Annotated in this window: 20 protein-coding genes; 16 read left to right on the plus strand and 4 right to left on the minus strand. The window is 65.2% G+C overall.

Annotated elements, in window-relative coordinates; all coding sequences use genetic code 11:
• Positions 1 to 155: 155 nt before the first annotated feature.
• From mraY to ligA, 14 genes are all read left to right on the plus strand, one after another.
• Positions 156 to 1259 carry a phospho-N-acetylmuramoyl-pentapeptide-transferase gene (gene mraY, locus IVB41_RS31480; RefSeq protein WP_027570700.1) on the plus strand — a complete coding sequence of 368 codons (1104 nt, stop codon included), beginning with the start codon at positions 156 to 158 and terminating at the stop codon, positions 1257 to 1259.
• Between the two features lie 7 nt (positions 1260 to 1266).
• Complete coding sequence (murD, locus tag IVB41_RS31485) at positions 1267 to 2667, plus strand: UDP-N-acetylmuramoyl-L-alanine--D-glutamate ligase (RefSeq protein WP_247438314.1); 1401 nt, start codon at positions 1267 to 1269, stop codon at positions 2665 to 2667.
• 87 nt (positions 2668 to 2754) lie between these two features.
• Positions 2755 to 3906, plus strand: a complete 1152-nt coding sequence (ftsW, locus tag IVB41_RS31490; RefSeq protein ID WP_247438316.1) for a putative lipid II flippase FtsW — start codon at positions 2755 to 2757, stop codon at positions 3904 to 3906.
• A gap of 111 nt (positions 3907 to 4017) precedes the next feature.
• Positions 4018 to 5118, plus strand: coding sequence for an undecaprenyldiphospho-muramoylpentapeptide beta-N-acetylglucosaminyltransferase (gene murG, locus IVB41_RS31495; protein WP_247438318.1), 1101 nt, complete (start codon positions 4018 to 4020; stop codon positions 5116 to 5118).
• A gap of 137 nt (positions 5119 to 5255) precedes the next feature.
• Positions 5256 to 6659, plus strand: a complete 1404-nt coding sequence (gene murC / locus IVB41_RS31500) for a UDP-N-acetylmuramate--L-alanine ligase (protein ID WP_247438320.1) — start codon at positions 5256 to 5258, stop codon at positions 6657 to 6659.
• A gap of 4 nt (positions 6660 to 6663) precedes the next feature.
• Entirely contained in the window at positions 6664 to 7584 is a 921-nt protein-coding gene (murB, locus tag IVB41_RS31505) for a UDP-N-acetylmuramate dehydrogenase (protein ID WP_247438322.1), read from the plus strand.
• Between the two features lie 22 nt (positions 7585 to 7606).
• On the plus strand, positions 7607 to 8593 hold the full coding sequence (locus tag IVB41_RS31510; RefSeq protein ID WP_247438324.1) for a D-alanine--D-alanine ligase: 987 nt from the start codon (positions 7607 to 7609) through the stop codon (positions 8591 to 8593).
• A 350-nt stretch (positions 8594 to 8943) separates the two neighbouring features.
• The gene (locus tag IVB41_RS31515) at positions 8944 to 9984 is read left to right on the plus strand and encodes a cell division protein FtsQ/DivIB (protein WP_027570707.1); all 1041 of its coding nucleotides are present in this window, start codon (positions 8944 to 8946) and stop codon (positions 9982 to 9984) included.
• Positions 9981 to 11303, plus strand: coding sequence for a cell division protein FtsA (gene ftsA, locus IVB41_RS31520; RefSeq protein WP_007613530.1), 1323 nt, complete (start codon positions 9981 to 9983; stop codon positions 11301 to 11303). Before IVB41_RS31515 ends, ftsA begins: the two co-directional genes overlap by 4 nt.
• A gap of 87 nt (positions 11304 to 11390) precedes the next feature.
• A complete protein-coding gene (gene ftsZ, locus IVB41_RS31525; RefSeq protein WP_027570708.1) occupies positions 11391 to 13196 on the plus strand; it encodes a cell division protein FtsZ in 1806 nt (601 codons plus the stop codon).
• Positions 13197 to 13557: 361 nt separating this feature from the next.
• Positions 13558 to 14520: a UDP-3-O-acyl-N-acetylglucosamine deacetylase gene (lpxC, locus tag IVB41_RS31530; RefSeq protein ID WP_247438326.1), complete on the plus strand. Its 963-nt coding sequence runs from the start codon at positions 13558 to 13560 to the stop codon at positions 14518 to 14520.
• Between the two features lie 295 nt (positions 14521 to 14815).
• The gene (locus IVB41_RS31535) at positions 14816 to 15736 is read left to right on the plus strand and encodes an outer membrane protein assembly factor BamD (protein ID WP_247288010.1); all 921 of its coding nucleotides are present in this window, start codon (positions 14816 to 14818) and stop codon (positions 15734 to 15736) included.
• A 13-nt stretch (positions 15737 to 15749) separates the two neighbouring features.
• A complete protein-coding gene (gene recN, locus IVB41_RS31540) occupies positions 15750 to 17423 on the plus strand; it encodes a DNA repair protein RecN (protein WP_027570710.1) in 1674 nt (557 codons plus the stop codon).
• Positions 17424 to 17530: 107 nt separating this feature from the next.
• Positions 17531 to 19684 (plus strand): NAD-dependent DNA ligase LigA, encoded by a 2154-nt coding sequence (gene ligA / locus IVB41_RS31545; protein WP_247438328.1) that lies wholly within the window; start codon positions 17531 to 17533, stop codon positions 19682 to 19684.
• A gap of 112 nt (positions 19685 to 19796) precedes the next feature.
• On the opposite strand, the gene IVB41_RS31550 is transcribed toward ligA, so the two are convergent.
• Positions 19797 to 21071, minus strand: a complete 1275-nt coding sequence (locus IVB41_RS31550; protein ID WP_247438330.1) for a multidrug effflux MFS transporter — start codon at positions 21069 to 21071, stop codon at positions 19797 to 19799.
• Between the two features lie 320 nt (positions 21072 to 21391).
• Complete coding sequence (locus tag IVB41_RS31555; protein WP_247438333.1) at positions 21392 to 23221, minus strand: aminopeptidase P family protein; 1830 nt, start codon at positions 23219 to 23221, stop codon at positions 21392 to 21394.
• 188 nt (positions 23222 to 23409) lie between these two features.
• Here IVB41_RS31555 and IVB41_RS31560 point away from each other — a divergent pair, with 188 nt between their 5' ends.
• The gene (locus IVB41_RS31560; RefSeq protein WP_027570714.1) at positions 23410 to 23589 is read left to right on the plus strand and encodes a hypothetical protein; all 180 of its coding nucleotides are present in this window, start codon (positions 23410 to 23412) and stop codon (positions 23587 to 23589) included.
• 24 nt (positions 23590 to 23613) lie between these two features.
• On the opposite strand, the gene IVB41_RS31565 is transcribed toward IVB41_RS31560, so the two are convergent.
• Entirely contained in the window at positions 23614 to 24501 is an 888-nt protein-coding gene (locus IVB41_RS31565; RefSeq protein ID WP_247438335.1) for a 50S ribosomal protein L11 methyltransferase, read from the minus strand.
• 162 nt (positions 24502 to 24663) lie between these two features.
• Between IVB41_RS31565 and IVB41_RS31570 the strand changes: the two genes are divergently transcribed.
• Positions 24664 to 24819, plus strand: a complete 156-nt coding sequence (locus IVB41_RS31570) for a Flp family type IVb pilin (protein WP_085395715.1) — start codon at positions 24664 to 24666, stop codon at positions 24817 to 24819.
• Between the two features lie 277 nt (positions 24820 to 25096).
• Here the strand turns inward: IVB41_RS31570 and IVB41_RS31575 are convergent, their stop codons facing one another.
• Positions 25097 to 26707, minus strand: coding sequence for an NAD(P)/FAD-dependent oxidoreductase (locus IVB41_RS31575; protein WP_247438337.1), 1611 nt, complete (start codon positions 26705 to 26707; stop codon positions 25097 to 25099).
• Positions 26708 to 26757: the final 50 nt, after the last annotated feature.

Consider the following 26757-nt stretch of genomic DNA (forward strand, 5'->3'; position numbering starts at 1 on the left):
AAGGCGCTGTTCCCGAATCCCACCCTTTCCGGCGCGAAGCCGTTCGTTTTCTTTAGAGGTCGCCCGACCCCAGGATGAAGACCAGCGAATGCGCGTGAGACAGGTTGATAAGGCCAAGATCAAGGCGCGTGCAAAGGCGCCATAGGACCGTCTGAATGTTTTACTGGCTGATCGAGCTCTCCAACACATTTCCGGGCTTCGGTGCCGTTCGCACCTTCCTGAACGTCTTCCGCTACATCACCTTCCGCACCGGCGGCGCCGTCGTCACCGGCGCGCTGTTCGTGTTCCTGTTCGGCCCCTGGATCATCGACCATCTGCGCATCCGGCAGGGCAAGGGCCAGCCGATCCGGGCCGATGGTCCGCAATCGCATCTCGCCAAGAAAGGCACGCCCACCATGGGCGGGCTGATGATCCTGTCCGGTCTCACGGTCGGCACGGTGCTGTGGGCCAATCCGCTCAACCCTTACGTCTGGATCGTGCTGGCGGTGACGCTCGGCTTCGGCTTCGTCGGCTTCTATGACGATTACCTCAAGGTGACCAAGCAGACCACGACCGGGTTCGGCAGCAAGCTTCGCCTGCTGATCGAGGCGGCGATCGCGCTGGTTGCCTGCTACGCGCTGGTGCGGCTGAACCGCGATCCCGCGTCGACCGCGCTGACGATTCCTTTCCTGAAGGACACCGTGCTGCATTTCGGCTGGTTCTTCGTCGGGTTCGGCGCCTTCGTCATCGTGGGCGCCGGCAATGCGGTGAACCTCACCGACGGTCTCGACGGCCTTGCCATCGTACCCGTGATGATCGCGACCGCGAGCTTTGCGATGATCGCCTATCTCGCCGGCAACGCGGTGTTCGCCGACTATCTCCAGATCAAATATGTTGCCGGCACCGGCGAGCTCGCGGTGCTCTGCGGCGCGCTGCTGGGCGCCGGTCTCGGCTTCCTCTGGTTCAACGCGCCGCCGGCCTCGATCTTCATGGGCGACACCGGCTCGCTCGCGCTCGGCGGCATGCTGGGGGCGATCGCGGTCGCGGTGAAGCACGAGATCGTGCTCGCGGTGATCGGCGGCCTGTTCGTGCTGGAGGCGGTCTCCGTCATCGTGCAGGTGGTGTCGTTCAAGATGACGGGAAAACGCATCTTCCGGATGGCGCCGATCCATCACCATTTCGAGCAGCTCGGCTGGACCGAGCCGCAGATCGTGATCCGCTTCTGGATCATCTCGGTGATGCTGGCGCTGGCCGGCCTGTCCACGCTGAAGCTGCGGTGATCGGTCGATGATCCCCGTCACGTCCTTTGCCGGCAAGACGGTCGCGGTGTTCGGCCTCGGCGGCTCGGGGCTCGCCTCCTGTCACGCGTTGAAGGCGGGCGGCGCCGAGGTGATCGCCGCCGACGACAATGCCGAGAACGTCGCCAAGGCGGCGCAAGCCGGCTTCATCACGGCTGATTTGCGCAACGTCTCCTGGGCCAACTTCGCCGCGCTGGTGCTCGCGCCCGGCGTTCCGCTGACCCACCCGGTGCCGCATTGGAGCGTGTTGAAGGCGCGCGAGGCAGCTATCGAGGTGATCGGCGACATCGAGCTGTTCTGCCGCGAACGGCGCCGGCACGCGCCGGATGCGCCGTTCGTCGCCATCACCGGCACCAACGGCAAGTCGACAACGACGGCTTTGATCGCGCATCTGACCAAGGTCGCCGGATACGACACCCAGATGGGCGGCAATATCGGCACCGCGATCCTGTCGCTGGAGCCGCCGGGCATGGGGCGCGTCCACGTCATCGAGATGTCGTCCTACCAGATCGACCTCACGCCCTCGCTCGATCCCTCCGTCGGCATTCTGCTCAATGTCAGCGAGGACCACATCGATCGTCACGGCACCATCGTGCATTACGCTGCGGTGAAGGAACGCCTCGTTGCCGGCGTGCAGGCTGGCGGTACCGCGATCGTCGGCGTCGACGACGGTTTTTGTCGCGACATCGCCGACCGGCTCGACCGTGCCGGCAATAATGTGGTGCGCATCTCCGTCAAAAATCCGCTGGCCAGCGGCATCCATGTCGAGCATGGCAATATCGTGCGCAATTCCGGCGGCGCACGCAGTGAAATCGCGGCGCTCGGCGGCATCGGTTCTCTGCGTGGCCTGCACAATGCGCAGAACGCGGCGTGCGCGGCAGCCGCCGCGCTCGCGATGGGCATCGGCCTCGATATGCTTCAGAACGGCCTGCGCAGCTTTCCCGGCCTTGCGCATCGCATGGAGCAGGTCGGCCGCCGCGGCAACGTGCTGTTCGTCAACGATTCCAAGGGCACCAATGCGGACGCCACCGCGCATGCACTGTCGTCCTTTTCGGACATCTTCTGGATCGCGGGCGGCAAGCCGAAGGCCGGCGGAATAACTGGCCTCACCGGCTACTTCCCGCGCATCCGAAAAGCCTATCTGATCGGCGAGGCCGCGCAGGAGTTTTCCGGCACGCTCGGCACGCAGGTGCCGCACGAGATCAGCCAGACCCTCGACGTCGCGGTCGAGCAAGCCGCACGCGATGCGGAGGCGTCGGGCATCACCGACGCGGTCGTCTTGCTGTCACCCGCCTGCGCCTCCTTCGACCAGTACCGCAATTTCGAAATTCGCGGCACCAGGTTCCGCGAGCTGGTGCAGGCGCTGCCGGGTGTGAAGCCGGTGGTGTGAGGCAATTCCAATCATCCGCGATTTCTTAACCTCCCGGTAACCAACCTCGGCGACCAATGGACCGACCTCTGTCCGAAAGCGGCCGCCATGCTCTCCCGTGAAGAACGCACCCCCTTTTCCGAGTGGTGGTGGACCGTCGACAAGCCGCTGATGGGAGCCATCCTGGCGCTGATGCTGACCGGCGTGATCCTGTCGCTGGCAGCGAGCCCGCCGGTTGCGACCCGCATCGGGCTCGATCCCTTCCATTTCTTCAGCCGCCACGTGATGTTCCTGGCGCCGTCCGGCCTGGTGCTGCTCGGGGTGTCCTTTCTGTCGCCGCGGGCGATCCGTCGCTCGGCGCTGATCATCTTCGCGGCCAGCATCGTCCTGATCGTGCTGACGCTCGCGATCGGTCCTGAGGTGAAGGGCTCGCGGCGCTGGATCACGCTACTCGGCGTCAACATCCAGGCCTCCGAAATCGCAAAGCCGTCGTTCGTCGTCATCGCCGCCTGGCTGTTCGCGGAATCGACCAAGCGGCCGGAGATGCCGGCGACCTCGATGGCGCTCGCGCTGCTCTTGATGCTGGTCTCGCTTCTCGTCATGGAGCCGGATTTCGGCCAGACCATGCTGATCCTGATGGTGTGGGGCTCGTTGTTCTTCATCGCGGGCATGCGGATGATCTGGGTGTTCGGGCTCGCCGGCCTCGGCGCCGCCGGACTGTTCAGCGCCTATCTTTTTGTTCCGCACGTCGCCGGCCGCATCAAGCGCTTCATGAATCCGGCCTCTGGTGACACCTTCCAGGTCGATACCGCCATGGAGGCCTTCTACAATGGCGGCTGGTTCGGGCTCGGACCGGGCGAGGGCATTGCCAAGCGCAGCTTGCCGGACAGCCACACCGATTTCGTGTTCGCGGTTGCCGCCGAAGAGTTCGGCATCATCCTGTGCCTCGCGATGCTGGCCCTGTTTGCTTTCGTCGTCATCCGCACGCTGTCGCGCGCCTATGCCAACGAGGACATGTTCTCGCGCTTCGCTGCCTCGGGTCTTGCGATCCTGTTCGGCGTGCAGGCCGCGATCAACATGTCGGTCAATCTCCAGCTCATCCCGGCCAAGGGCATGACGCTGCCCTTCATCTCCTATGGCGGTTCCTCGATCGTGTCGCTGGCCTACAGTGTCGGCATGATGCTGGCGCTGACGCGGCTGCGCCCGCGCACCGAAGTCGAGGCGAGCGGCCACGCCGAGGCGATGCGCAGCTACGCGTAGTTTTTCGTCATTGCGGGCGAAGCGAAGCAATCCAGAATCCCCCCGCGGTGGCAGTCTGGATTGCTTCGCTTCGCTCGCAATGACGGGGGAGACACTGTAAAACTCCCCACCATGGATACCTCTCCCCTGATTCTTCTCGCCGCGGGCGGCACCGGCGGCCATCTGTTTCCGGCCGAGGCGCTCGGCGTCGAGCTGATCCGGCGCGGATTCCGCGTCCGCCTTGTCACGGACGAGCGCGCGCTGCGCTACAGCGGGCTGTTCACCAAGGACATGATCGACGTCGTCTCGAGCGAGACTGCGCGTGGACGCAATCCGCTGCAGCTCGCCTATGCCGGCCTGACGCTCGCAGCCGGCACGTTGTCCGCCTACAGCCTGATCAAGCGATTGAAGCCGGTCGCCGTCGTCGGCTTCGGTGGCTATCCGACGCTGCCGCCGCTGGTCGCGGCAAAATTCGCGGGCGTGCCCGGCATCATCCATGATGCCAATGCCGTGCTCGGCCGCGCCAACCGGTTTCTGTCGAGCCGCGTCCGCGCCATCGCGACGTCATTGCCCGGCGTGCTCGACCGCGATCCGGCGCTATCGGGCAAGACCACGACGGTCGGCACGCCGATGCGTCCGGCGATCCTCGCCGCAGCCGGCGTGCCCTATGCTGCGCCTGAAATGAATGGCCCGCTGCGCCTGCTCGTCGTCGGCGGCAGCCAGGGCGCGCGCATCATGGCCGACATCGTGCCGGGCGCGATCGAGCGCCTCGAGCCCGCGCTGTGGAGCCGGCTCGTCCTTACCCAGCAGGTGCGCGACGAGGACATGGCGCGCGTGCGTGCGGTCTACGACAGGCTGAAGATCAAGGCCGAGCTTGCGCCGTTTTTCACCGATCTGCCCGCGCGGCTCGCCTCCAACCATCTGGTGGTGTCGCGCTCAGGCGCCGGCACCGTGGCCGAGCTCGCCGTGATCGGGCGGCCCTCGATCCTGGTGCCGCTGCCGGGTGCGATCGACCAGGACCAGTTCGCCAATGCCGGCGTGCTGGCCAAGGTCGACGGTGCGATCCGCATTCCGCAAACCGAGTTTTCCTCCGATCGCCTCGCCGCCGAGATCTCCGCCTTCGCCGCCGAGCCCGCGCGTCTTGCCGCCATGGCGCAGGCCGCCCGTGGCGCCGGCCGGCTCGACGCAGCGGAGCGGCTGGCCGATCTGGTGGCCAAAATCGCGGGAATCTGACGCGAAATCAGCCAGAATTCCTACTTTTGCCGTCATGGCCGGGCTTGTCCCGGCCATCCACGTCTTGCAAGAAGTGCTAAGGATTCGTGGATGCCCGGGACAAGCCCGGGCATGACGAGGGAACTGCGGGATACGCCATGAGACTGCCGCGCGAGATCGGACCCATCCACTTCGTCGGGATCGGCGGGATCGGCATGAGCGGCATCGCCGAGGTGCTGCTCAATCTCGGCTATTCCGTGCAGGGCTCGGACGCCTCCGACAATTACAATCTCGACCGTCTGCGCAAGAACGGCGCGAAAGTCTCGGTCGGCCACAAGGCGGAGAACGTCGACGGCGCCGACGTCGTCGTGGTCTCCACCGCGATCAAGCGTGACAATCCGGAACTGACGGCGGCGCGCGAACGGCGTATCCCGGTGGTGCGCCGCGCCGAGATGCTGGCCGAGCTGATGCGGCTGAAGAGCTGCGTCGCCATCGCCGGCACCCACGGCAAGACCACCACGACTACGATGGTCGCGACGCTGCTCGACGCCGGCGGCCTCGATCCCACCGTCATCAACGGGGGCATCATCAACGCCTATGGCTCGAATGCGCGTCTCGGTGCGGGTGACTGGATGGTGGTCGAAGCCGACGAGAGCGACGGCACGTTCCTGAAGCTGCCGACCGAAGTCGCGATCGTCACCAATGTCGATCCCGAGCATCTCGATCACTTCAAGACCTTCGAGGCGGTGCAAGACGCGTTCCGAAACTTCGTCGAGAACCTGCCGTTCTATGGCTTCGCCGTGATGTGCATCGATCATCCCGTGGTGCAGACTCTTGTCGGCAAGATCGAGGATCGGCGCATCATCACCTATGGCGAGAATCCGCAGGCCGATGTGCGCTTCGTCGACCTGGCCCCGATGGGCGGCGGATCGAAGTTCAAGGTTGCGTTCCGCGATCGCAAGACGGGCGCCGTGCACGAGATCTCCGATCTCATGCTGCCGATGCCGGGACGCCACAATGCCTCCAACGCGACGGCCGCGATTGCGGTCGCGCGCGAGCTCGGCGTGTCGGACGAGGCAATCCGCAAGGCGATCGCCGGCTTCGGCGGTGTCAAGCGCCGCTTCACCAAGACCGGCGAGTGGAACGGCGTTACCGTCATCGACGATTACGGCCATCATCCGGTCGAGATCGCGGCGGTGCTGAAGGCGGCGCGGGAATCCACCAACGGCAAGATCGTCGCGGTCGTGCAGCCGCATCGCTATACCCGCCTGCAGTCGCTGTTCGAGGAATTCTGCACCTGCTTCAACGACGCGGATGCGGTGATCGTCGCCGAGGTCTATGCCGCGGGCGAGACGCCGATCGAGGGTATCGACCGCGACCATTTCGCCGCCGGCCTGCGCGCCCACGGCCACCGCGAAGTGATCCCGCTGCCGGCGGCGTCCGATCTCGCCGGCATCGTCAAGGGCGTGGCGAAGTCGGGCGATCTCGTCGTGTGCCTGGGCGCCGGCAACATCACGCAATGGGCGTATGCCTTGCCGGATGAGTTGAAGGTGCTGGGGTAGGGCAGTGAGCTTCCCCGACATCACACCCGACCTCAAAGCCGCGATGCCGGATCTTCGCGGCCGGCTGCTGGCGAACCAGTCGCTCGCCGAGCTCACCTGGTTTCGTGTCGGTGGTCCCGCGCAGGTGTTGTTCACGCCGGCGGACGAGGACGATCTCGCTTATTTCCTCGCGCATCTCGCAAGCGACATTCCCGTCTATGTCGTCGGTGTCGGCTCCAACCTGATCGTGCGCGACGGCGGCATTGCGGGCGTGGTGGTCCGTCTGGCGCCGCGCGCCTTTGGCGAGGCGAGCGCGAGCGGCGATGTCGTCACCGCAGGCGCAGCAGCGCTCGACAAGCGCGTGGCGGAAGTCGCCGCGGGCGCGAACATCGGGGGGCTCGAATTCTACTTCGGCATTCCCGGCACGATCGGCGGCGCGCTGCGCATGAACGCGGGCGCCAATGGCGGCGAGACCAGGGACGTGTTGATCGAGGCGCAAGGCGTCGGGCGCGACGGCAAGAAGCACGTCTTCTCCAATGCCGACATGAAGTTCGTCTACCGCAACAGCGGCGTCGATCCCTCCATCATCTTCACCTCCGCGCGTTTCCGTGGCGAGATCAGGGATGCCGACGCAATCCGCGCGCGCATGGCGGGAGTGCAGAGCCATCGCGAGACCGCGCAGCCGATCCGCGAAAAGACCGGCGGCTCGACCTTCAAGAACCCGCCCGGCCATTCCGCCTGGAAGCTGGTCGATGCCGCCGGCTGCCGCGGCCTGCGCGTCGGCGGTGCAGAGGTCTCCGAGATGCATTGCAATTTCCTGATCAACACGGGCAATGCCACCGCGCACGACATAGAGACGCTGGGCAAGACCGTTCGTGAACGGGTGAAGACGAATTCCGGAATTGAGCTACACTGGGAAATCAAGCGGATCGGAATTCCCGGCTAATCTGGACAAGCGACGAGAGAACATGCGCATCACGATCCTCTTCGGCGGCTCCAACCGCGAACGTCTGGTTTCGGTCGCCTCAGCCCAGGCGCTGCATCAGGCGCTGCCCGAGGCCGATCTCTGGTGGTGGGACGTCGAGGACGAGGTGCATGTCGTGCAGTCCAGACAGCTGCTCGAACATGCCCGCCCGTTCGAGGACGAGTTCAAGCCGGGCACGTCAGGCATTCCGTTGGAGCAGGCGCTCGACCAGGCCAGGGCGGAGAACCGCGTGCTGGTGCTCGGCCTGCACGGCGGTCGTGCCGAGAACGGCGAATTGCAGGTGATGTGCGAGGCGCGCGGCGTGCCGTTCACCGGATCGGGCTCGGCCTCCTCGCATCTCGCGTTCGACAAGTTCGCGGCCAAGCATTTCGCCGCGCTCGGCGGCGTGTCGCCGCCGGCCAACATTGCGCTGGACCAGATCGACGAGGCCTTCGCCGAATACGGCCGGCTGATCGCAAAGCCCGCCAGGGATGGCTCGAGCTACGGTCTGATCTTCGTCAACGCCAGGCAGGATCTGGTCGCCGTCCGCAATGCCGCCAAGCACGAAGAGTACGTGATCGAGCCCTACATCGCCGGCGTCGAGGCGACCTGCGGCGTGCTGGAGCGGCCGGATGGCTCGATCATCTCGCTGCCGCCGATCGAGATCATCCCGGGCGAGGGCAGTTTCGACTACGCGGCGAAATATCTTTTGAAGTCGACCCAGGAGATCTGTCCAGGCCGCTTCACGGCGGAGATCACCGCCGCACTGAAGCAGCAGGCGATGCTGGCGCACCGGGCGATGTCCTGTACCGGATATTCGCGTTCGGACTTCATCGTCTCGGACAAGGGGCTGGTCTATCTCGAAACCAACACGCTACCCGGCCTGACCAAGTCCTCGCTCTACCCCAAGGCGCTGAAGGCCGAGGGCATCGCGTTCGTCGAGTTCCTGCGCGGCCTGGTCGAGCTCGCCGTGGCCGGTGTGCGAAAATAATTAGGACTGGTTAACGGCCGAACTGGCGAAACGGCCGGTTTTGGAACCCAAAACCGGTAAAATGCCGGATATTGCGGCATAAATGCCTCACAGGCCTGGGCAAAACGCTCACGTCGTTAACGAACTTTACCTTTTGTTTACCAGGACGTCCGAAGGTTAACGCTGGCGGCGCATATGACGCTTTGGCTGCCGGCGCGTGGACCGTTGCGGGTGTTGTCACTCCCAGCGAACGCTCTGAAGGGGAGAGGTTTTCTTCTGCTGAAGACCAGCACCCGGCCCGGCAAGTCCGAGACGTCATGTTCGCCAGGACCCGCGCGATGTCGCGGGCAAACTGTTGACGAGCTCGTGCAATGGATGGAGCAGGAAGCCTCACTCGGTCGCTTTTCAGATCGCTGAGGCCCCAAGCTGACCTGAAGGCGGCCGCTATCGGAGCGGTCGTGCTTCTGCGCGAGTGGGTGCAGGACAAGCGTCTGGAACGAGTTCACGGCGCGCGTGCTGCGGCCAACGAAAAGATTAAAACCAAAGCCCGGGCCAAAGCCATCATCGAGCGCGAGCCGACGCCGCGGTTGGTCGCGCTGGTCGAGCGCTATCTGCCGCGCCGGGTCGGGATCAGCATGACGGTGCTGCTCCTGATCGGAAGCTGCGGCTTCGGTATCGTCAAGGGCGGCCATCTCCAGGATTTCATCACGGCGGTCAACGACACCCGCAACGCGCTGGCCAATTCCGCCGGCTTCCGCATCACCTCCGTCGTGATCAACGGCCGCAAGCAGCTCAGCCAGGACGAGATCCTCGCGATCGGCGGCGTCAGCGGCCGATCCTCGCTGCTGTTCCTCGACGCCGACGCCGTGCGCGACAAGCTCAAGGCCAATCCCTGGATCGCGGACGCGACCGTGCTGAAGCTCTATCCGGGCCAGCTCATGATCGAGCTCACCGAGCGCAAGGCTTTCGCGCTGTGGCAGGAGGCCGGCCGGCTCTCCGTCATCGCCGACGACGGCGCCGTGCTCGAACCCTATGTCTCGCGCCGGTTCCTGTCGCTGCCGCTCGTGGTCGGCAAGGGCGCCGATACGCAGGCCCGCGATTTCCTCGCTTTGCTGGCGCGCTATCCGCAGGTCAATTCGATCACCAAGGCCGCGATCTTCGTAGGGGAGCGGCGCTGGAACCTGAGGCTCAAGGATGGCCTCGACATCCGCCTGCCCGAGCAGGACGTCGGTAACGCGCTTGCGATGCTGTCCAGGCTCGACAAGGAGGACAGGCTGTTCTCCCGCGACATCGTCGCGGTCGACCTGCGCCTGCCCGATCGGCTGGTGGTGCAGCTGTCCGAGGACGCCGCCAAGGCGCGCGACGATTTGTTCAAGGACAAGAAGAAGAAAAAGGCCGGGGACGCTGCATGACCGGTCTTGATCGCACCCAGACACCGAAGACACGCCCGATGCCGCACAAGCGCGGCGGGCTCGTCGCCTGCCTCGACATCGGCACCAGCAAGATTGCCTGCATGATCGCGCGGCTGAAGCCGTCGGCGCCGAGCGAAGCCCTGCGCGACCGGACCCATGCGGTGGAGCTGATCGGCTACAGCCAGATCCAGTCCCGCGGCATGAAGGCCGGCGCCGTGATTGATCTCGGCGAATGCGAGCAGGCGGTACGACAGGCCGTCGGGCTTGCGGAGAAAATGGCCAAGGTGCGGGTCGAGTCCGTGCTGCTGTCGGTCTCCGGCGGCCGGCTCTCCGGTCAGCTGGTCGAAGCTGCGGCCGACATCCGCGGCGGCGCCGTGACGCCGGCCGATGTCAGCCGCGTCACCTCGACCGGCATGCGCCACGCCACCGGCGAAGGCCGCACCGTGCTGCACGCGCTGCCGGTCGGCTACACGCTCGACGGCGTCAAGGGCATCCGCGATCCCCGCGGGATGGTCGCGCATCAGTTCGGCATCGACATGAACGTCGTCACCTGCGACGCCACGGTGGCGCGGAACCTGATGCTGGCGGTCGAACGCTGCCACATCAACGTCGAAGCCATGGCAGCAAGCCCCTATGTGGCTGGCCTGTCGGTGCTGACCGACGACGAGGCCGATCTCGGCGCTGCCGTGGTCGAGATGGGCGCGGGCACCACCACGATCGCGGTCTTTTCCGGCGGTCGGTTCGTGCATGCCGCCGGTTTTGCGGTCGGCGGGCAACACATCACGATGGATCTGGCGCGCGGACTCTCCGCGACCATTGCCGATGCCGAGCGAATCAAGACGTTATACGGGACCGTCATCACCGGCGGATCGGACTCGCGTGAGCTGATGTCTGTACCGACAGCCGGTGACGAGCAGGATCTGCCGCAGATCGTCTCCCGCGCTACCATCGCCAACATCGTCAAGCATCGTGCCGAGGAAGTCTTCGAAATGGTTCGGGACAAGCTGAAGGATTCGCCCTTCGCCTCGGAGCCCAACGGCCGTGTCGTGCTCTCGGGCGGGGCCTCGCAGCTCACCGGTCTGGTCGAGCTCGGAACGCAGATTCTCGGCCGGCCCGTGCGGGTCGGACGTCCGCTCGGTTTCGGCCGGCTGCCCAACGAGGCGAAGAACGCCGCCTTCGCGGTGCCGGCCGGACTGCTCGTCTACCCGCAATATGTTCATCACGAACATGTCGAACCGCGGCATACGCGGCAGCAGGTCAGGACGGGGACCGGCGGGTATTTCGGAAAGGTCGGACGATGGCTACGCGAGGGCTTTTGATGACTCCTTCCCGCAATATTCGATTTTCACCAACTCCCGCGGCCGCCGGCCGGGGCGAACCCACGCGCGCGTGATCGAGAGGCAAACATGACCATCAGCATCAATGTTCCTGATATTCACGAACTGAAGCCCCGCATCACCGTGTTCGGCGTCGGCGGCGCCGGTGGTAACGCCGTCAACAACATGATCACGGCGGGCCTCCAGGGCGTCGATTTCGTGGTCGCCAACACCGACGCGCAGGCGCTGACGATGTCGAAGGCGCAGCGCATCGTGCAGATGGGCACGGCCGCCACGCAAGGGTTGGGCGCAGGTTCGCAGCCGGTCGTCGGCGCGGCCGCAGCCGAAGAAGTGATGGACGAACTCCGCGACCATCTCTCGGGCGCCAACATGGTGTTCGTCACCGCCGGCATGGGCGGCGGCACCGGCACCGGTGCGGCTCCCGTGATCGCCAAGATCGCGCGCGAGATGGGCATCCTCACCGTCGGCGTCGTGACCAAGCCCTTCCACTTCGAAGGCGGCCGCCGCATGCGCACCGCGGAAGCGGGTATCAACGAGTTGCACAAGGTCGTCGATACGCTGCTGATCATCCCGAACCAGAACCTGTTCCGGGTCGCCAACGAGAAGACCACCTTCGCCGACGCTTTCGCGATGGCCGACCAGGTGCTCTATTCGGGCGTTGCCTGCATCACCGACCTGATGGTCAAGGAAGGCCTGATCAATCTCGACTTCGCCGACGTTCGCGCCGTCATGCGCGAGATGGGCAAGGCGATGATGGGCACGGGCGAAGCCTCCGGCGACAAGCGCGCGCTGACCGCCGCCGAAGCCGCGATCGCCAACCCGCTGATCGACGATAGCTCGATGAAGGGCGCCAAGGGCCTCCTGATCTCCATCACCGGCGGCAAGGATCTCACGCTGTTCGAGGTCGACGAAGCTGCGACCCGCATCCGCGAGGAAGTCGACCAGGACGCCAACATCATCGTCGGCGCCACCTTCGACGAAGCCCTCGACGGCCTGATCCGCGTCTCGGTCGTCGCCACCGGCATCGAGCAGGCCGCGATCGCGCGTAACAGCCAGGCCACCAGCGCTCCCGTGGCGAATCCTGCTCCGCAGGCGCAGCAGGCTCCCGCTGCTCCGGCCGCGGCTGCCGAGAGCCGTCTTGCCGATTTGACCGCACGGCTGCGCGCCGACAATCAGCGCATGGCCGAGCGCGCCCAGAAGTTCGAAGGGCAGACCCCGGCCGCAGGAACGGGCCAATTTGCCGCCGCTCCCACGGCTCCGCGTCCGAACGTGGAGCGCGCTGCGCTTGCCGCCATCGCCGCCGCCGTCGCGGACGTCCCGCAGGCTCCCGCGCCGATGCAGACCTATGGCGACGTCACAGTGCGGCCGATCGCGCAGAAGCCCACGCTGTTCCCCGAGCCCGAGCAGGCGCCGATGGCCATGCATGAGCCGATGACGCCGGAAACCTTCATCCCGCCGCAGGCCGAGCGTGCGCCGGTCCGCACACCGCGGATGCCGCGGATCGAGGAACTTCCGATGCCCGCCCAGGCCGAGCTTCGCCAGGCCCGCGGCGAGGTCGAGGAGGAGACCCCGCAGAAGACCCGGCTGTCGCTGCTGCAGCGCCTCGCCAATGTCGGCCTCGGCCGTCGTGACGAGGAGAGCGAGGCGCCGATCGCGGCCCGCACCGCCGGTCCCGCGATGCCGCCGCTGCCCGATCGCCGGCCTCAGAAGACCGTGGCGCAGCAAATCGCTTCCACCGAGCCGGTGTCGGAGTATGCCCGTCGTCCCGCGCCGCAGGGCCTGGACATGCACGGCCGTCCCGCGCCTGTTGCCCCGGCGCCACAGGGAGACGACCATCTTGATATCCCGGCCTTCCTGCGGCGGCAGGCGACCTGAGGATTGTTACAATAAGGCAGACGAAAAAGGGTCCCGGCGGGAAGCTTGCCGGGACCTTTTCTTTTGCCCCGTGCGTATCCGGATTGCGTCGCCAAGCAACTGATTTTAAATAATTAATTACATATTCGATGGTTCAGTAAAACTACCGAAAACGGTCCCAAACTCCGGTCCAATTTGGTTAAGCCTTGGCGCGAATACGGCGGGTTTGGGGTAACAATCGGTAAAAAAGCGTGAGTTGGCGCTGTTTGAGGCAGTGACTATGGTTTGCCGTGACTTGGGGATACGGATTCGGAAGCGAGCGGTCTGGGCCGCTCAGTCGGGTTCAGTATAAGTCGCAGTGGTCGTAGTGGGGCGGTTCCTGATGAAATTTAGCCGGCAAACAACGCTTCGTGCGCAAGCCAGTGTGGCAGGCGTCGGCGTTCATTCCGGTCTTTCCGTCACGCTCACGCTTGGACCCGCGCCTGTCGACGCGGGCTTTGTTTTTATCCGCACCGGGCTTGAGGGAAGTGACCGCGAAGTTCAGGCCACCGCCGAGCAGGTGATCGCGACCGATTTCGCCACCGTCCTCGGAGATCGCAACGGCCCGCTGGTTTCCACCGCCGAGCATGTGCTTGCTGCGCTGCGGGGCATGGGCGTCGACAACGCCATCATCGAGATCGACGGGCCGGAAGTGCCGATCATGGACGGCAGCGCGGCAGCCTTCGTCGCGGCGATCGACCAGGCCGGCATCGTGACCCAGCCGGCACAGCGCCGCTTCATCCAGGTTTTGAAGCCGATCTCGGTCAAGATCGGCGACTCCTTCGGCGAGATCAGGCCCTATGCCGACGGGTTCCGCGCCGAGGTCGAGATCGACTTCACCAATCCTGTCATCGGCCAGCAGAGCTACGCCTTCGACCTCAACCCGGAGCGTTTCCGCCGCGAAGTCGGTCGGGCCCGGACTTTCGGTCTGATGTGCGACGTCGCACGGCTCTGGAGCGCGGGGTATGCGCTCGGCGCCTCGTTCGACAACACCGTCGTATTCGACGAGGAGCGGCTGCTCAACACCGAAGGCCTGCGCTACGCCGACGAATGCGCCCGCCACAAGGTGCTGGACGTGATTGGCGACCTCGCGCTGGCTGGTCTGCCGCTGCTCGGCGCCTACCGCTCGGTGCGTGGCGGCCACAAGCTCAATCACGCCGTCCTGACCGCGCTGCTCGCCGACCGTACCGCCTGGCGGGTGGTCGAGGGCGAGGCAGCCCGCCGCACCACGCGTCCGGTGGCTGAAACCGGTCGCGGCATCGTCGGCGGCCGGATCGCCGCGGTCTACGGGCCGGACGTTTCCTGAAGCGAGACGTTTCCTGAAGCGGACATTTCCTAAAGGAGAGACGGGCCTGAAGAGACCCGTCGCCGCAGGCGTTTGGCGGCGGCTTTCCCCGGGAAACTCCTGGTAACGATGATCGGCTAGGATTGCGGCGCGTTCGCCTTAATCCGGGCGGAATGCCTGCCTATCCGGTTGGTTGAAGATCGTTTTTCGGTTACACCGGCGTGGTCGCACGGCAGGCACCACAGCTATATTTCGCGCCCAGGACGGGGTTCATGGGCTGGCGGACACCGCACCACAGGGCGTCAGGGCAATATTCATGTCGGCACAGCGTATGACGCGCGGATATCTTCAAGTCCCGTCTCGAGAGGTCTCATCTCGAGAAGTCTCGTCTCGTGCCCGTGGGCTGATTCAGGCTGTCGTCCTCTTTGTGCTCGCGCTGCCGCTGGCCGGCTGCGGTACCGGCGCGCTGTGGGACAAGTTCACCGCCAAGGACGACACCTTCGTCGAGGAGCCCGCCGACAAGATCTACAATGAGGGCCTGTACCTCATGAACGAGAAGAAGGACATGAAGGCGGCGAACAAGAAGTTCGAAGAGGTCGACCGCCAGCATCCTTATTCCGACTGGGCCCGCAAATCGTTGCTGATGTCGGCCTACGCGTCCTACCAGGGCGGCGACTATGACAATTGCATCGGCGCGGCCACCCGCTACGTCACGCTGCATCCCGGCAGCCCGGATGCGGCTTATGCGCAATATCTGATTGCCGCCTCGCATTACGACCAGATTCCGGACATCAGCCGCGACCAGACCCGCACCGAGAAGGCGATCGCCTCGCTGGAAGAGGTGGTGCGCAAATATCCGACCTCCGAATATGCGACCTCGGCCAAGGCCAAGATCGAAGGTGCGCGCGACCAGCTCGCCGGCAAGGAAATGAACGTCGGCCGCTATTACGCGCAGAAGCGCGACTACACGGCGGCGATCAACCGCTACAAGGCCGTGGTGACGCAGTACCAGACCACCCGCCATGTCGAAGAGGCGCTGTACCGCCTGACCGAGGCCTATATGGCGATCGGGATCGTCGGCGAGGCTCAGACGGCCGCCGCCGTGCTCGGGCATAATTTTCCTGACAGTCGCTGGTACAAGGACGCCTATAATCTTGTAAAATCGGGCGGTCTCGAACCGAGCGAGAATCAGGGGTCCTGGATTAGTAAGACCTTCAAGAAAATGGGTCTCGGCTAGGAAATAGAGTTCCATGCTGGCGCGTCTGTCGATCCGTGACATCGTCCTGATCGAACGGCTCGATATCGAATTCGCACCGGGCCTCGCGGTTTTGACCGGCGAGACCGGTGCGGGCAAATCCATCCTGCTCGATGCCTTTGCGTTGGCGCTCGGCGGCCGCGGCGATGCCGGCCTCGTGCGGCATGGGGCGGAGCAGGGGCAGGTCACTGCCGTATTCGATATCCCAAAAAACCATCCCGCGGCCAAAATCCTCGCGGAGAACGGGCTGGACGATACCGGCGAGATGATTCTCCGCCGGGTCCAGCTCGCCGACGGCCGCACCCGCGCCTTCATCAACGACCAGGCGATCAGCGTGCAGACGCTGAAGGCGGTCGGGGCTGCCCTGGTCGAGATCCACGGCCAGCACGACGAGCGCGCGCTGGTCGATGCCGCCACCCACCGCCGCCTGCTCGACGCCTTCGCCGGTCTCGAAAAGGACGTTTCGGCGGTCGAAGCGCTCTGGGACGCCCGCCGCACCGCCAGCACTGCGCTGGAGGAGCATCGCGCCGGCATGGAGCGCGCTGCGCGCGAAGCCGATTACCTCCGCCACGCCTCCGACGAATTGAAGCAGCTCGCGCCCAAGGACGGCGAGGAGACCTCGCTGGCTTCGAGGCGCACGACCATGATGCAGGGCGAGAAGATCGCCTCCGACCTGCGCGAGGCGCAGGAGGCGGTCGGTGGCCACCATTCGCCGGTCGCCTCGCTGTCGGCGGCCGTGCGCCGGCTGGAGCGTCGCGGCGTCAACTCGCCGGCGCTGGTCGAACCCGCGGTGAGGGCGATCGACATCGCGATCAACGCGCTGGAGGAGGCCGACCAGCATCTCCAGGCGGCGCTTGCGGCAACCGATTTTGATCCCTCGGAGCTCGAACGCATCGAGGAGCGCTTGTTCGCGTTGCGCGCCGCGTCGCGCAAATATTCGACGCCGGTCGACGGGCTCGCCGCGCTTGCTGCAAAATACGCCGCCGATGTCGTTCTGATCGATGCCGGCGCCTCCCGGCTGAAGAAGCTGGAGCAGGCTGCGATCGAGGCCGATGCGCGCTATGCGGCGGCCGCCAAGAAGCTGTCGATGGCGCGGCAGAAATCGGCGGAGAAGCTCAACAAGGCCGTCAATGCCGAGCTCGCGCCGCTCAAGCTCGAACGCGCCAAGTTCATGACCCAGGTCCAGACCGACGAGGCCGCTCCAGGCCCGCAAGGCTTCGACCGCGTCGAGTTCTGGGTGCAGACCAACCCGGGCACCAAGCCGGGGCCGATGATGAAGGTCGCCTCCGGCGGCGAGCTGTCGCGTTTCCTGCTGGCGCTGAAGGTGGTGCTGTCCGACCGCGGCTCGGCGCCGACCTTGGTGTTCGACGAGATCGACACCGGTGTCGGCGGCGCGGTCGCGGACGCGATCGGCGGACGGCTGGCGCGGCTCGCCGGCAAGGTTCAGGTGATGGCCGTAACCCACGCCCCCCAGGTCGCCGCCCGTGCCGACCAGCATCTGCTGATCTCCAAGGACGCACTGGACAAGGGCAAGCGCGTCGCCACCCGCGTCAATGCACTCGCCGCCGACCACCGCCGCGAGGAGATCGCGCGGATGCTCGCCGGCGCCGAGATCACCGCCGAGGCGAGGGCTGCCGCGGACCGTCTGCTCAAGGCGGCGACGGCTTGATTTCGTGTCCCGGACGCGCGCAAGCGCCGGGGCCCTAAACGTTATGTCCGGGGTACGAAACTGTAACCGCCTTTACCCTCCCGCCCGCTCCATCGTATCCAAGCACCATGGCCAGAGCAGCAAAATCGAAACCAGCACCGCTTCGCGACGTCGCCGACCTCACCAAGGCGCAGGCCAAGGTCGAGCACATGCGGCTCGCGCTCGAGATCGAGGGGCACAACGAGCGCTATTACCAGGACGACGCGCCCACCGTCACCGATGCCGCGTATGACGCGCTGCGCCAGCGCTTCAACACGATCGAGAAGCGCTTTCCGGAATTCGTCAGCGCGGACTCGCCGTCGCAGAAAGTCGGTGCTGCACCGTCAGGCCGCTTCAAGAAGGTGCGGCATTCCGTCCCCATGCTGTCGCTCGACAACGCCTTTGCGGAAGAGGATCTGCGCGACTTCGTCGGCCGCATCGTGCGCTTCCTGAAGCTCGACGACGACAGAATCGATTTCTCGGCCGAGCCGAAGATCGACGGCCTCTCGATGTCGCTGCGCTATGAGGGTGGTGAGCTCGCCACCGCCGCGACGCGCGGTGACGGCGCGGTCGGCGAGGACGTCACCGCAAACATCCGCACCCTCGAAGACGTGCCGCAAAAGCTGAAGGGCCGCAACGTGCCCGATATCTGCGAGGTGCGCGGCGAGGTCTACATGACCAAAAAGGCCTTCCTCGCGCTCAACGAGCGGCAGAAGGCGGAAGGCAGCACCATCTTCGCCAATCCGCGCAACTCGGCCGCGGGCTCGCTCCGGCAGAAGGATCCGACCATCACGGCCTCGCGCCCCCTCGGCTTCTTCGCCTATGCCTGGGGCGAGATGAGCGCGATGCCGGAGGGCACGCAGAGCGGCATGATCGGTTGGTTCGAGCGCTGCGGCTTCAAGACCAACCCGCTGACGAAGCTCTGTCACTCCGTCGAGGAGCTGCTGGCGTTTCATCATGCGATCGAGGAGCAGCGCGCAAAGCTCGACTACGACATCGACGGCGTCGTCTACAAGGTCGACCGCATCGACTGGCAGGAACGGCTCGGCTTCGTCTCGCGCACGCCGCGCTGGGCAATCGCGCACAAATTCCCGGCCGAGCGCGCCATGACGGTGTTGCGCGACATCGAGATCCAGGTCGGCCGCACCGGCTCGTTCACGCCGGTGGGCAAGCTCGAGCCGGTCGGCGTCGGCGGCGTGATCGTGCAGAACGTCACGCTGCACAACGAGGACTACATCAAGGGCATCGGCAACAAGGGCGAGGTGCTGCGCGAGGGCCGCGACATCAGGATCGGCGACACCGTCGTGATCCAGCGTGCCGGCGACGTCATCCCGCAGGTGGTCGACGTCGTCCTCGACAAGCGGCCGAAGGCTGCCAGGGAATTCCAGTTTCCGAAGAAGTGCCCGTGCCCGTTGCATACTGATGTCACGCGCGAGGAGACGGCGGCGGGCGAAGAGGGCTCACGCGCTCGCTGCACCGGCGAGTTCGCCTGCCCCTACCAGAAGATCGAGCATTTGAAGCTGTTCGTGTCGCGGCGCGCCTTCGACATCGACGGCCTTGGCGAGAAGCAGCTCCAGTACTTCTTCGACGAGGGTTTTGTGAAGGAGCCAGCCGACATCTTCACGCTGGAAAAGCGCAACGCAAAACTCAAATTGGAGGACATCGAGGGTTACGGCGCAACCTCGGTGCGCAATTTGTTCGGCGCGATCGAGAGCCGTCGCAAGATTGCACTGGAGCGCTTCATCTACGCGCTTGGCATGCGCCATGTCGGCGAGACCACGGCGCTGGCGCTGGCACGCGGCTACGGCTCCTGGGACGCCTTCCACGACGCCAGCCTCAAGGTTGCCAAGGGCGACGAGGAGGCAATGGCTGAGATGGATGCGCTCGACCAGATCGGCGAGACCGTGATCAAGAGCATCGCCGATTATTTCGGCGAGAGCCACAATCGCGGCATCGTCGAGCGGCTCACCAGGGAGGTCGAGATCATCGACGCCGAGAAGCCGAAGAGCAACTCCGCCGTCGCCGGCAAGACCGTGGTGTTCACGGGCTCGCTGGAGAAGATGACGCGCGACGAGGCCAAGGCCACCGCTGAGCGGCTAGGCGCAAAAGTGTCCGGCTCGGTGTCCAAGAAAACTGATCTCGTCGTCGCCGGCCCCGGCGCGGGTTCGAAGCTCGCGGAAGCCAACAAGCACGGCGTCAAGGTGCTGACCGAGGACGAGTGGCTGACGCTGATCGGGGAGTGAGGGCTTCTTTCGTCATTGCGAGCGAAGCGAAGCAATCCAGAATCTTTCCGCGGGTCGCAGTCTGGATTGCTTCGCTTCGCTCGCAATGACGGAGGACGCGGCGTGCCATCCCTCACATCATCCCGCTCTCTTCCTCTTCCGCCTGCCCGATCAGCGTCTCGCTCACCATGACCTCGCGGCGGGGGACGACGAAGATCATTGTGCAGGCGCACAGCAGGGAGATCGCCAGCACTGCGGCGGTGAGCGGCAGCGTGGTCGCGGAATGGCCGCCGAGATAGGCGCCGAATTGCGACATCAACGCGCCAATGCCCTGCTGGAGAAAGCCCATCGCACCTGATGCGGTGCCGGCGGCCTCGGGACGGACGCTGATGGCGCCGGCGGCCGAGTTCGCCATCACGAAGGCATTGCCGACCATCACGATCATCTGCGTGCCGAACAGCCAGGCGGGTGCCTCGTTCCAGCCGGTGAAACTCCACAGCAGGTTCAACAGGCTGCCGCAAAGCTGGAGCGCGAGGCCGAACCAGATCAACTTCTCCAGCGAGTGCCGCGGCGCGAAGCGCACGCAGAGCAGATTGCCGACGAGATAGGCAAAACCCGTCGTCGCGAACCACGCGCCGTATTCGGCGCTGGTCCTGCCCATCTGCGTCACCACGATATAGGGGCCGCCGCCGGCGAAGGTGAAGATGATCTGCGAGGCCAGCACCTGGCACATCACGTAGCCGACGAAGGCGCGGTTGCGGATCAGGATGCCGACATCGCCGCGAAAGCCGCTGCCGGCGGCGCGGTCTCGGCGCGTCTCGGGCAGCGCGAACGCGATGCCGACGGCGACGATGATCGCGGCGACGGTGATGGCGTAGAAGATGGCGCGCCAGCCGAATGCTGTCTCGATCAGGCCGCCGGTGAGCGGGGAGACCATCTGCCCGATCATCAGCGCCGCGACCACGAGGCTGATCATCGAGGCGACGCGATCGCGCTGGTAGATGTCGCGGATGATGGCGCGGCTCACCACCATGCCGGCGGCGCCGCCCAGCGCCTGGAAGAAGCGCGCGGCGATCAGCTGCGGCAGGGTTTCCGCGAAGATACAGGCGACGCTGGCGACGACCATCAGCGCCAGACCTCCAAGCAGCACCGGGCGCCGCCCGAAACGGTCCGACAGCGGGCCCATGATGAGTTGCGATAGCGCGATGCCGACCATGTACAGCGACACCGTCATCTGCGCGACCGAGATGTCGCTGCCAAAGGTCGTCGCCAGCACCGGTAGCGCCGGAACCAGCATGTAAAGCGAGATCGGCGCGATGCCAGTCATGACGACGAGCAGCAGCAACACCACGCGCGAGGTCGCGATGTTTTTCGCCGTTTCCGGCGGCTTGCTTATCATGCCGTGCATGCCTGACCGTCTCATAGAAATTCGAATCTGACTGTAGCGCTCTCGCGCAAGACGGATATCGGCGTTTCGGAATGCGGCTATACGGATTCCGGGACGGTGATAATGGCGGCGCGATGATGATGAATTGGGCGCGTTGCTCGTGCCGCGTGACAGGTGTCATTCCCCGCGGAGGCGGGGAATCCAGTATTCCAGAGGCTGCAGTGATTGAATCGAGAGGCCGCGGCGTACTGGATGCCCCGCCTTCGCGGAGCATGACAGCTGTGGTGGAGAGACAGCCTTGCACAAAACACGTAGTGCCATGCGACATCGCGACGACGCGCTTACGCCTTCAACTCCGCCGTGGCCTGGTCCAGCCAGGCCTTCGTCGTCTCGTCCAGGGCCGGCCGCACCTCGGCCCTGACGCGCGCGTGATAGGCGTTGAGCCAGGCGAGCTCGTCCTTGCTGAGCATGCCGAGATCGATCAGCCGGCGGTCGATCGGTGCCAGGGTCAGCGTCTCGAACGCGTTCATCGATTTCTCAGCGCCCTTGATGTCGGCTGCGACCACCAGTTCGAGGTTCTCGATGCGGATGCCGAAGCCGTCGGTCTTGTAGTAGCCGGGCTCGTTGGACAGGATCATGCCGCGCTTCAGCGGCGTGGTGCCGAGCTTCGATATCCGTGCCGGTCCTTCGTGCACCGAGAGATAGCTGCCGACGCCGTGGCCGGTGCCATGCTCGAAATCGACGCCGGCGGCCCAGAGATATTGCCGTGCCAGTGTGTCGAGTTGCGCGCCGGTCGCGCCGTCGGGAAAGATCGCGCGGGCGATTGCGATGTGGCCGCGCAGCACACGCGTGAAGCGGTCGCGCATCTCGTCGGTCGGCTCGCCCACGGCCATGGTGCGGGTGACGTCGGTGGTGCCGTCTTCGTATTGCGCACCTGAATCGATCAGCAGCAGATCGCCCGGCACGACCCGCCGGTTGCTCTTGCGGGTGACGCGGTAGTGTACGATGGCGCCATTCGGGCCGGTGCCCGATATGGTCGGGAATGACACGTCCTTGAGCGCGCCGGTGTCGCGGCGGAACGTCTCCAGCGCCTCGACCGCGTCGATCTCGGTGAGCTTGCCGCTTGCCGCCTCGCGATCGATGAAGGCGAGGAAGCGCGCCAACGCCACGGCGTCGCGCCGGTGCGCGGTTTGCGTGCCCTTGATCTCGGTCGTGTTCTTGACCGCCTTGAGCAGTGCGATCGGATCGCTGCCGCGCACCGGCTTGCCGCCGGCACCCGTGATCAGCCGGCTAAGGGCATCGGCCGCGGTCGCATTGTCGAGCGCGATCGATCCACCGCTCTTGGCGAGCGCCATCAGCGTCGGCGCCATCGCATCGGGCTCGCGCACGTCGGCGGACTGCTCGAGATGGTCGCGGGTCAGATTGGAGAGCTTGCGGTGATCGATGAAGATGGTGGGACGGCCGTCCTTCGGCACCAGCGCATAGGACAGTGGCAGCGGCGTATGCGCGACGTCGGCGCCGCGGATGTTGAAGGTCCAGGCCACGGCATGGCTGTCGGACAGCACCAACGCATCGACGCCGAGCTTGCCGATCTCGCTCCTGATCTGTGTCAGCTTCTCGGCTTCAGTCACGCCGGCATGTTGCATCCCGTGCACCGTGACCGGCGCAATCGGCGGCTGTGGCCGGTCTTGCCAGATCGCATCGACCGGATTGCTGTCGACGGCGACCAGCTCGGCACCGGCCTTGGTGCAGGCGGCGGACAAACGCTCGGCTGCCGCAAAAGTGTGCAGCCACGGATCAAATCCTAGGCGGTCGCCGGCCTTCAGGTGTGCCGACATCCAGCTTTCCGGCGGGGGATCGATCAGAGATTCCACGGCCCAGGCCCTTGAATCGACCTGCTTGGCCGCCTGGATCGTGTAGCGGCCATCGACGAACACCGCGGCCTCGTGCGTCAGCACCACCGCCAGTCCCGCCGAGCCGGTAAAACCGGTCAGCCAGGCCAGACGCTCTTCCGACGGCGGCACATACTCATTCTGCTGCTGGTCGGCGCGTGGAATCACGAAACCGGTCAGCTTGCGGCGGGCGAGTTCTTCACGGAGCGCGGCCAACCGGGCCGTCAATGCGACGCCCGCCTCGGGCTCCTCGAATGTCTGGAAGTGCGCTTCGAACATGGTGGATCACTTTAGGATCATGCGGATCAGTCCGCAATGTAGACGCATTTGAGGTCGTATCTGGCATGGACTGTGCTTGAACAAGTTCCATTCGAATTGAGTGGAGTACAGGATGCGGCAGTTGCGCTTCGTCTGGATAACAGGGAAATTCGAGCAAGTTGTTCATCTCAATGACGAGGGGACACTCGATGCCAGCGTTCACGTTTGAGAAGATTACGCCGCCGGTGCGCCGCGCCCCGGCTGCGGCAACACCGAAGAAACCGCGCGGCCTCATCAACCAGATGATCGACCGTTTCGCCGAACGCCGCGCGAGGCGCGCCTCGCGGGCCGAGCGCGCGATGCGCCCGGACGAGAAGGCGGCAAAGTAGCGGCATCTACAGCAGCACCCGTACTCACCACATCTTCCGCAGCAACAGGCTGCTCCACCCCTCGATCCGCAAGTGCTTCAGAGGCACTAGGCCGCGCGCGCGGTAGGCGGCGATCACGGCGGGGACTTGGGGCGTCAACAGGCCCGAGAGGATGACGCGCCCTCCGGTCGCGAGGTGCCGCGTCAACGGGCCCGCCAATTGCCGTAACGGATTGGCCAGGATGTTGGCCAGCACCAGGTCGAACGGGCCGCATCTCCCGAAATCAGCCGCCGCGAATCCGGTGGCGCGGATCACTCGCACATGGTGACCGACTTCGTTCAACAAGGCGTTCTCGGCTGCCACCTTGACCGAGGCCGGGTCGATGTCGGAGGCCAGCACCGCGCGATGCAGCGCCTTCGCCGCCGCTATCCCCAGCACGCCGGTCCCGGTGCCGAGGTCGAGCACGCGGCCGGGCCGGGTGCTTTTCAGGACATGGTCAAGCAGGAGTAAACAGCCGCGTGTGGTGCCGTGATGGCCGGTGCCGAAGGCGAGAGCCGCCTCGATCTCGATGGCGTGCTTGTTTGGCGCCACGCGGTCGCGGTCATGGCTGCCGTGGACGACGAAGCGCCCGGCCGGCACCGGGACGAGGTCTTCCAGGCTCGACTTGACCCAGTCCCTAGCTTCGACGGTGTCGAAGGCCAGCGTGTCCGCGATCTCATTTCCTGCTGAGGTTGCAACGAGTTCGCGCAGCCAGGCCCGGTCCGGCGCGTTCGCGAAATGCAGCGCGACGTCCCACTGTCCGTTCGGCTGCTCGAAGGCGGCGACCGCCGCATCGTCCTCGAAGAACATTTCGGTGAGGACGTCGACAATGCGCCTGGCGGCGATCTCGCTGCCGATCGAAAAGCTGGCGCGATGGGTGGGGGAAGGCTGCATTCTCAGGGTTCCGTCCGGTTCAATTTTTGGAACTTTTGTTCCAATTTTTCCAATAACTTGCATTCACGAGGTTAACCCGACCGCAGGTTGTACCACGTAGATTTGCGGGTGTTGGGCAACCCACACAGCTTGAAATGGAATAGGAGGCGAGACTTGAAGCGCATGATTTTGAAGTTCTGGACCGACGATTCAGGTGCAACCGCAATCGAGTACGGCCTGATCGCAGCCGGCATTGCGCTGGCGATCATTACCGTGGTGAACGGCCTGGGCACCACCATGAACGACAAGTTCACTTCGATTAGCAGCTCCTTGAAGTAATTTCCGCCTCCCATTTGCCGGCGGGGCCAATTCTCCATACGACTGCTTTCGAGCCGCGCCCGTCGGGGGAATTGCCCCCTGGCGGGCGAAGTCGTGTTTGGGGATTGGCTTGCACACAATGCCCACAGGCTTACCCGCTGGTTTTTCCGGGCTTTGTCCACGGATTATCCCGCCGTTCATCCCCGGATTTTCCACCGACTTGTACTGGCTTGGAGAAGCGTAACCCACCGCGCCTTCACAGTTTTGCCAACAGTCTGTCCACAGCCCATCCACAGGCTTATCCACGGCTTCCGAACAACGACCGGTGATCCCTCAAAATCGCCTGCGCGGCGTTGTGGCCGGGGGCGCCCGTGACGCCGCCGCCGGGATGGGCGCCGGAGCCGCAATGATAGAGGCCCCTCACGGGTCCGCGATAATCGGCATGGCCCAGCATCGGCCGGGCCGAGAACAGCTGGTTCAGCGTCAGCGCGCCGTGGAAGATGTCGCCGCCGAGCAGGCCGAATTGCCGTTCAAGGTCGAGCGGTGACAGGATCTGGCGGCCGAGCACGCTTGTCGCAAAACCCGGCGCGTATTTGTCCACAGTCGCGATCATGAGGTCGGCGACCTCGTCGCGATGGTCGTCCCACGACTTCCCATCTGGAAGCTCCGGCGCGACGTGCTGGCAGAACAGGCTTGCGACGTGGTGTCCTGCGGGCGCGAGCGTGTCGTCGAGCGTCGAGGGGATCAGCATTTCCACGACCGGCTCTCGGCTCCAGCCGTGCGCCCGGGCATCGAGAAAGGCGCGGTCCATGTAGCCGAGATCAGGCGCCAGGATGATGCCGGAGGTGAGATGATCGCCGTCGCCTGGCAGCGCCGTAAAGGAGGGCAGGCGGTCCAGCGCCACGTTCATGCGGAAGGTGCCGGAGCCGTTCTTCCAGTGCCGGATGCGGTCGAGGAAAGTTTGGGGAAGCGCATCGGCGGCGACCAGCCGCGTATAGAGCAGCTTCGGATTGACGTTGGCCGCGACATATTTCGCGCGGATGGTCGTGCCGTTCTCCAGCGCCACGCCGACCGCGCGGTCGCGCTCGACGATGACCTCGCGCACGCCTGCATCGGTGTCGATCACGACGCCGCGGTCGCGTGCGGCGCGCGCCATGGCTTGCGTGATCGCGCCCATGCCGCCGATGGCGTGACCCCAGACGCCCTTCTTGCCGTTCACCTCGCCGAAGGCGTGATGCAGCATCACATAGGCCGAGCCCGCGGCGTAGGGGCTGGCATAATTGCCGACGATGGCATCGAAGCCGAACAGCGCCTTGACCAGATCATGCTCGAAACGTTCATCCAGCATCTCGCCGGCCGAGCGGGTGAAGAGATCGAGCAGGCTGCGGCTCTGCTCCAGAGACAACCCGCGCAGGATGTTGGCACTCTGGAATGCGTTCACGGCCTCGCGGATCGAGGCCGTGCCGAAGCCATCGAGCAGGTTTGGCGGCGCGCGCAGCACGAATTGCCGGAGCACGTCGGCGATATCTTCCAGCTCGCGCGAAAACCCGTCGAGCGCGTTTGCGTCATGCGCGCTCAGCCGTGCGACGGATGCCTGCGTCCGTCCCTCGCCAGTGAGGAGATAGCTGCCGTCGGGAGCGGGCAGAAAATTCTGCGCGCGCCGTTCAACGATGCGCAGGCCCTGTTCGGCCAGCTTCAAGTCGCGGACCACTTGCGGATTAAGCAGGCTCACGGTGTAGGCCGCGACCGAATTGCGGAAGCCCGGATGAAACTCCTCCGTGACCGCGGCCCCGCCGACCACCTTGCGGCGCTCGACCACGCGCACGCGCAAGCCGGCCATCGCGAGATAGGCCGCGCAGGTGAGGCCGTTATGGCCAGCGCCGATGATGATGACGTCGGTTTCGATCATGAAGGTGCAAGCTGTTCCACGGTCATTCCGGGACGGTCTGAGCGCCCCGG

Origin of the sequence: Bradyrhizobium sp. 44 (assembly GCF_023073095.1) — a bacterium.
Lineage (GTDB): Bacteria > Pseudomonadota > Alphaproteobacteria > Rhizobiales > Xanthobacteraceae > Bradyrhizobium.

Coding starts and splice junctions, on each gene's coding strand:
- IVB41_RS31560 (WP_027570714.1), top strand. CDS start 23,410: ATGCCAGCGTTCACGTTTGAGAAGATTACGCCGCCGGTGCGCCGCGCC.
- ftsW (WP_247438316.1), top strand. CDS start 2,755: ATGCTCTCCCGTGAAGAACGCACCCCCTTTTCCGAGTGGTGGTGGACC.
- murC (WP_247438320.1), top strand. CDS start 5,256: ATGAGACTGCCGCGCGAGATCGGACCCATCCACTTCGTCGGGATCGGC.
- IVB41_RS31550 (WP_247438330.1), bottom strand. CDS start 21,071: ATGCACGGCATGATAAGCAAGCCGCCGGAAACGGCGAAAAACATCGCG.
- murG (WP_247438318.1), top strand. CDS start 4,018: ATGGATACCTCTCCCCTGATTCTTCTCGCCGCGGGCGGCACCGGCGGC.
- murD (WP_247438314.1), top strand. CDS start 1,267: ATGATCCCCGTCACGTCCTTTGCCGGCAAGACGGTCGCGGTGTTCGGC.
- ftsZ (WP_027570708.1), top strand. CDS start 11,391: ATGACCATCAGCATCAATGTTCCTGATATTCACGAACTGAAGCCCCGC.
- IVB41_RS31565 (WP_247438335.1), bottom strand. CDS start 24,501: ATGCAGCCTTCCCCCACCCATCGCGCCAGCTTTTCGATCGGCAGCGAG.
- IVB41_RS31570 (WP_085395715.1), top strand. CDS start 24,664: ATGATTTTGAAGTTCTGGACCGACGATTCAGGTGCAACCGCAATCGAG.
- mraY (WP_027570700.1), top strand. CDS start 156: ATGTTTTACTGGCTGATCGAGCTCTCCAACACATTTCCGGGCTTCGGT.
- ftsA (WP_007613530.1), top strand. CDS start 9,981: ATGACCGGTCTTGATCGCACCCAGACACCGAAGACACGCCCGATGCCG.
- IVB41_RS31510 (WP_247438324.1), top strand. CDS start 7,607: ATGCGCATCACGATCCTCTTCGGCGGCTCCAACCGCGAACGTCTGGTT.
- IVB41_RS31555 (WP_247438333.1), bottom strand. CDS start 23,221: ATGTTCGAAGCGCACTTCCAGACATTCGAGGAGCCCGAGGCGGGCGTC.
- IVB41_RS31535 (WP_247288010.1), top strand. CDS start 14,816: ATGTCGGCACAGCGTATGACGCGCGGATATCTTCAAGTCCCGTCTCGA.
- IVB41_RS31575 (WP_247438337.1), bottom strand. CDS start 26,707: ATGATCGAAACCGACGTCATCATCATCGGCGCTGGCCATAACGGCCTC.
- IVB41_RS31515 (WP_027570707.1), top strand. CDS start 8,944: ATGGATGGAGCAGGAAGCCTCACTCGGTCGCTTTTCAGATCGCTGAGG.
- lpxC (WP_247438326.1), top strand. CDS start 13,558: ATGAAATTTAGCCGGCAAACAACGCTTCGTGCGCAAGCCAGTGTGGCA.
- recN (WP_027570710.1), top strand. CDS start 15,750: ATGCTGGCGCGTCTGTCGATCCGTGACATCGTCCTGATCGAACGGCTC.
- ligA (WP_247438328.1), top strand. CDS start 17,531: ATGGCCAGAGCAGCAAAATCGAAACCAGCACCGCTTCGCGACGTCGCC.